The organism is Pedobacter sp. 01T416_2, from assembly GCF_056398925.1.
Genome location: NZ_JBFTQI010000489.1, coordinates 1 through 4,549 on the forward strand (window position 1 = coordinate 1; position 4,549 = coordinate 4,549).

Below are 4,549 nucleotides of genomic sequence, written 5' to 3' on the forward strand. Positions count from 1 at the left end.
ACCTAAACCAACACCGCCGTTACCTAAGTTTAATAAATCTTTACTACTTCCTTTCATGGTTTGGTAACGATATTCCTGAACATTTTTTTCGTATTGCTGCTGCGGACTTAATCTTTTTTGTTGAATAAGTACATCGCGCAGTCTTATGCCCAACGATCTGAGTTGAAAGTATGCGGCAGTTTGTCCCTTAAAAACAATAGTATCTACTCCATAGCCCGATAAAGCTGCAACTAAGGTGTCGCCAGGCAGCGCAAAGGTGCTAAACTCACCTTTGGTATTGTTGTATAAACCATCACCTGTACGGATGTTATAAATATAAACCTTGGCCAAACGCTGCTTTGTTTCTTTATCAATAACAATTCCCTGCACAGGTTTATTCTGTGCATGAAGCAACGTAGAGAAGCCGAAAGCAAGTATAAAGGGAAGAAAAAATTTCATTAAGCTACAAAACTACAAATATCTGGCAGGCTATGCTTGTACTTAACATTATTTAACCTTAAGTATCAGACCCAGTTTAATGGCGTCGGTACTCATTTCGTTCAGCATTTTTAACTGATCAACCGTTAAATTAAAACGTTTTGCAATATTGTAGAGTGTATCTCCTTTAACAACGGTATAAGTACCATCGGCAAGAATGGGTTTAGCTGCAGCAGGGGGAGGGGGTACTGGTGTAAATTTAGCCTTTTCCTGCGGAATATTCTGATTGATTTCTGAAAAGACACGATCCTCCCTGGCAATCTTTTGCTTTTCGCTTTCCGGTTGATCGTATTGGTAAAGCTGGTATTTTTCGATGGTATTGATCAATAAATCTGGATATTTTGGATTGGTGGCATATCCGGCTGTTTTTAATCCCTGCGCCCAACTTTTGTAATCGTTCTTATCCAACTGGAAAAGGAAGCTATAACGTTTGCGCTTTAAAAACTCAGAGTGATCCCTGAAAGATTCGCGCGCATCCTTATACACCCTAAAACAGTCGTTTTTTTGATCATCGTCCCGGAAGTAGTTTTTTCCCTTCCAGTCTAATGTACATTTAATACCAAAATGATTGTTGGCGTATTTAGCCAGGTCGCTATTTCCACTGCCCGATTCTAAAATTCCCTGCGCCAATGTAATACTTGCAGGGATTCCGTTTGCATTCATTTCTTCAACTGCCACTCCTTTAAACTCATCAATGTAACTTAAAGTATTGTAACTTTTGTACGAATTGTTGTTGGCTTTGTTGGCTGCTTTTTCTATTTGCTTGTTGTTTTTAGAAAATTTCCGCGTACCGCAAGAGCTAAAAAATATGAGGGTTGCTGCTATAAGGATGTAATGGCTGAATGAACGCATTGATGTTATGATTTGTTTAATCGGTTAATTGTTGGAATTGGTTAACTGTATGGCTTTATCGACTTTGGTTCATGACCCCGGACTCAAAACTTCAACTTCTGTCCTGGTTTTAAGTTCGCTTTTTTTATGCCGTTTTTTTGCATCAGGGCTTTAACGGTGGTGCCTTTCTTTTTTGCAATTATTCTTAGGTTGTCTCCAGATTTTACGGTATAAGTTTTGGCTGTTCTTCTGCTTTTGCTGCGGTGGTGAACTGGCGCTGCATAAACAGGCTCTTCATATCCTTCTGGCCTTTCATCATATTGGTAGAGTTCGTATTTTTTAATTAAGCCAATTACCTGGCTGGCCCAGCTTCTACTGCTGGCATAACCGCAACGGCGGATTCCGTAAGCCCAGCCTTTGTAATCGTATTGATCGTATTTTTCGAAAAGATTATTAAAAGGCTTGCGGGTTTCCATAATTTCTACAAAATGGCTGTAAGATTCATCCGCATTTAAATAATCGCGATAGGATGAACGGATTTCGGCATTGTTATTCGGGCCTTTTACTCCAAAATGATTATTAAGGTGTTGTGCGATTTTACTGTTTCCTGCAGCCGATTCGTGTATGGCAACAGCTAAAATAACGCTGGCTGGAATTTTATGATCGTGCATTAAACCCTGTGCATATTCTACGTGCTCTGCAATATATTCTTCCGTATCTTGCGCTCTTGCAACAATCCCTGTTAAAAGGAGCAGACAAAAAGTAAAGATTTTTTTAGTCATGGTTAACTGTACAAATTGTTTAATTGGTTAACTGTACGATTAACCGATTAAAACAATTAACCGATTAACCACTATATGTTAAGCTTTCTTCCTGATCACAAACAAACCATCGCGAACAGGTAATATCAGTTTCTCAACCCGTTCATCTGCAGCTATTTTATCATTAAAACTAGTAATATTTCTGGTGTCTTTATCCTGTTTCTCCTGCAGTACTTTTCCACTCCATAATACATTATCCACAATGATAACCCCGCCTGGACGAACGCGATCAAAAATCATATCGTAATAAGTGCCATTATTTTTCTTGTCGGCATCGATAAAAACAATGTCGAAAACTTCGTCTAAACCCGCTATTGTGGTGGTGGCATCGCCTAAGATATAGTTGATCTGATCATTAAATGCAGATTGCGCAAAGTTACGGCGCACCATATCTTCCAATTCCTCATTAATATCCAGCGTATACAACAGGCCATCTTTGGTTAAACCTTCAGCAAGGCATAAAGTAGCATAACCGGTAAAAGTGCCGATTTCTAAAATTCTTTTAGGGGAAATCATTTTGCTCAGCATGCTTAAAACCCGGCCCTGATAGTGGCCAGATAACATGCGGGGCATTAAAACTTTAAGATTGGTTTCGCGGTCTATCTGTTGAAGCAATTCGCTCTCAGGTTCGCAATAGGCAATTAGTAAATCCTGTAAATCGTCGTTTATTAGGCTCATTTGTTGGTTATAAACGGTTACTTTCCATAAAATATTGTAAAATGATGGTTGCGGCAATGGTATCAACCCGATCTTTATCTCTTCTGTCCATTTTTTTTAGGCCACTTTGCATAATGGCCTGATGGGCAAGTTTAGAGGTAAAGCGCTCATCAACCCAATGTCTTGGGATATCGGGGAATGATTTTTTTAGCAGTGTAGCAAAGCCCTTTACATGTTGTGCCGAATCAGACRGAGAGCCGTCCATCTGTTTAGGATCGCCCAATACAAAAGCCTCCACCTGCTCGGTGAGCATATACTTTTTAACATATTCGATCACATCTTTCGGATGCACCGTATCCAGTCCTGTCGCGATAATCTGCAAGGGATCGGTTACCGCGATACCGATGCGTTTTGTTCCGTAATCAAATGCGAGGATCCGTGCCATAAAAATAGTTAAGCGTTGGGTGTTTGACGTAAAGCGTTTAGCCCGTTTAAAAAAATAAAGCCAAAGGTAAGGTTTTTTAGGAAATGGGTTTTTTAGCAAAAAGGCTTCTTCAGAACCAATCAAAACCCTATTGCAGCGGCATCCCCAAATTAGTTCAATTTGGGATATAGCGGAAAGAGGGGCTGAACCGAACAAAAGCATTACCGGAACCAGCTTTTCTAAAAAATAAAATGTCGTTTTAATCTAAAAAATACAGATTCTGAAGCAAGTTCAGAATGACGAGGCTGTGAATCTCATATCTATTTCTTATTTTGCACCAAATGCAGTTTAAAGAAATCATCGGACAGGAAAGAGTGAAGCAACAATTGGTGCAAACGGTTAAGGAAAACCGCATTAGCCATGCGCAACTGTTTTTGTCGCCTGCTGGTTCTGGCGCTGTACCGCTGGCTATTGCCTACGCACAATACATTAATTGCCTTAACAAAGGCGAAAATGATAGTTGTGGCGAATGCTCGAGCTGTAGAAAATACGAACGTTTAATTCATCCCGATCTCCATTTCTCCTATCCTTTTTTTGCTTCTGCGAGTGTAAAAACAGCTGTAGATGTGTTGGAAGAATGGCGGGGTATGTTAATGCATGACCCTTATTTCGATATGGATATCTGGCGTTCTAAACTCGATGCAGCTAATAAACAGGCTAATATTAATATTGCCGAATGCCACGATATTATTAAAAAACTAAGTTATAAAGCCTTCGAAGCCGAAACCAAGGTTTTAATTATGTGGCTGCCCGAATATTTGGATAAAGCCGGAAATGCGCTGCTTAAATTAATTGAAGAGCCACCCGCAAATACTTTATTTATTTTAATTGCACAAAGCCAGGATCAGATTTTAACCACCATTTTATCCAGAACGCAAATTGTGAAAATCCCAAAACTTTCGTCAGAAGAGGTAACCGGATATTTATTGAATGCGAGGGGATTAAGCGAGCACCAGGCTATTGATTACTCATTTTTGGCCGATGGAAATTTAATTGAGGCAAAAGCACTGGCTGCCGATACGCAAAGTGATAGTTCGGGTACATTTACTGCTTGGTTGAGGATGGGTTTTGGCAACAAAGTTCCCGATCTGATCGAATTTACCGACGAGGCAGCGAAGTGGGGAAGAGAAAACCAGAAGAATTTTTTAAAATATGGCGTAAATTATTTACGCGAATGCTGTTTAATTTTAAGTGGTGCTGAAGAATTGGTGAAATTACCCCCCCTAACCTTCGAAACGGCTAAAAAACTCAGTACACACGTACTCACCTTGCCTATGGC

5 protein-coding genes and 1 pseudogene are annotated in these 4,549 nt (G+C 39.9%); 1 reads left to right on the forward strand and 5 read right to left on the reverse strand.

The genetic code is table 11. From position 1 onward, the window contains the following. From AC1DPQ_RS18640 to ruvX, 5 genes and pseudogenes are all read right to left on the reverse strand, one after another. A pseudogene (locus AC1DPQ_RS18640) lies at positions 1-438 on the reverse strand (hypothetical protein); the annotation flags it as partial. A 48-nt stretch (positions 439-486) separates the two neighbouring features. Continuing rightward, on the reverse strand, positions 487-1,329 hold the full coding sequence (locus AC1DPQ_RS18645; RefSeq protein WP_477610502.1) for a glucosaminidase domain-containing protein: 843 nt from the start codon (positions 1,327-1,329) through the stop codon (positions 487-489). Between the two features lie 83 nt (positions 1,330-1,412). Continuing rightward, positions 1,413-2,090 carry a glucosaminidase domain and LysM peptidoglycan-binding domain-containing protein gene (locus AC1DPQ_RS18650; RefSeq protein WP_477610503.1) on the reverse strand — a complete coding sequence of 226 codons (678 nt, stop codon included), beginning with the start codon at positions 2,088-2,090 and terminating at the stop codon, positions 1,413-1,415. A 78-nt stretch (positions 2,091-2,168) separates the two neighbouring features. Then, positions 2,169-2,807, reverse strand: a complete 639-nt coding sequence (locus AC1DPQ_RS18655) for an O-methyltransferase (RefSeq protein WP_215165355.1) — start codon at positions 2,805-2,807, stop codon at positions 2,169-2,171. Between the two features lie 7 nt (positions 2,808-2,814). Continuing rightward, the gene (gene ruvX, locus AC1DPQ_RS18660) at positions 2,815-3,231 is read right to left on the reverse strand and encodes a Holliday junction resolvase RuvX (protein ID WP_477610504.1); all 417 of its coding nucleotides are present in this window, start codon (positions 3,229-3,231) and stop codon (positions 2,815-2,817) included. Between the two features lie 320 nt (positions 3,232-3,551). Here ruvX and AC1DPQ_RS18665 point away from each other — a divergent pair. Further along, the coding region (locus AC1DPQ_RS18665) for a DNA polymerase III subunit (protein ID WP_477610505.1) at positions 3,552-4,549 on the forward strand (998 nt) is incomplete at its 3' end.